General features: G+C 36.7%; 1 protein-coding gene. It reads right to left on the reverse strand.

Annotated elements, in window-relative coordinates:
* Nucleotides 1–47: 47 nt before the first annotated feature.
* Nucleotides 48–248 carry an AlpA family transcriptional regulator gene (locus ACFIKG_RS09810; RefSeq protein WP_007347209.1) on the reverse strand — a complete coding sequence of 67 codons (201 nt, stop codon included), beginning with the start codon at nucleotides 246–248 and terminating at the stop codon, nucleotides 48–50.
* Between the last annotated feature and the right edge of the window lie 327 nt (nucleotides 249–575).

Consider the following 575-nt stretch of genomic DNA (forward strand, 5'->3'; position numbering starts at 1 on the left):
TGAGCTTGAGAAAGCCTTGTCCGTCCTTACGTGACAAGGTTTTCTTTTTATGCTGCGTCGCTTTGACGTTGCTGTTTTGCTTGCTCGATGACATTCAAAAGATCCGATTGTAACCAACGGGACAAAAAACCAAATTTTAAAGGTTTTGGGAGAGAGCCATTGGTTACATGACGGCGGAATGTTGAAACACTCATATGAAGCAATTTTGCACTTTCACGGTCTGTTAAAAGAATATCATTTTCTGTCATATTAAAATCCTTTCACTATAAAAATGGTAACAAATCATAACTATTTATTAACCACATTTTGGTTCATTTAGAAAGATGTTTTATTCATAGAAAACAATATTTTATTATACAATTTCTGATGTGATACGTGATGAATCTTATTGAGAAAGAATGAGAGACAAGAGAGCTAAAGTTATCCACAGATAATGGGGTTATTCACCCCATATTTTAGGTTTGACCCGTGACATAAGCCGCCCATTTATCCATATAGACACGGCGCTGTTCTAGATAATCAGTACGACGATAGGCACGCTCTACTTTGCCGCCAACTGTATGACTTAGAATAGT

The sequence above is a fragment of the Bartonella sp. LB28NMGDW genome, assembly GCF_042194435.1.
Classification (GTDB): domain Bacteria; phylum Pseudomonadota; class Alphaproteobacteria; order Rhizobiales; family Rhizobiaceae; genus Bartonella; species Bartonella grahamii.

Coding starts and splice junctions, on each gene's coding strand:
- ACFIKG_RS09810 (WP_007347209.1), bottom strand. CDS start 248: ATGACAGAAAATGATATTCTTTTAACAGACCGTGAAAGTGCAAAATTG.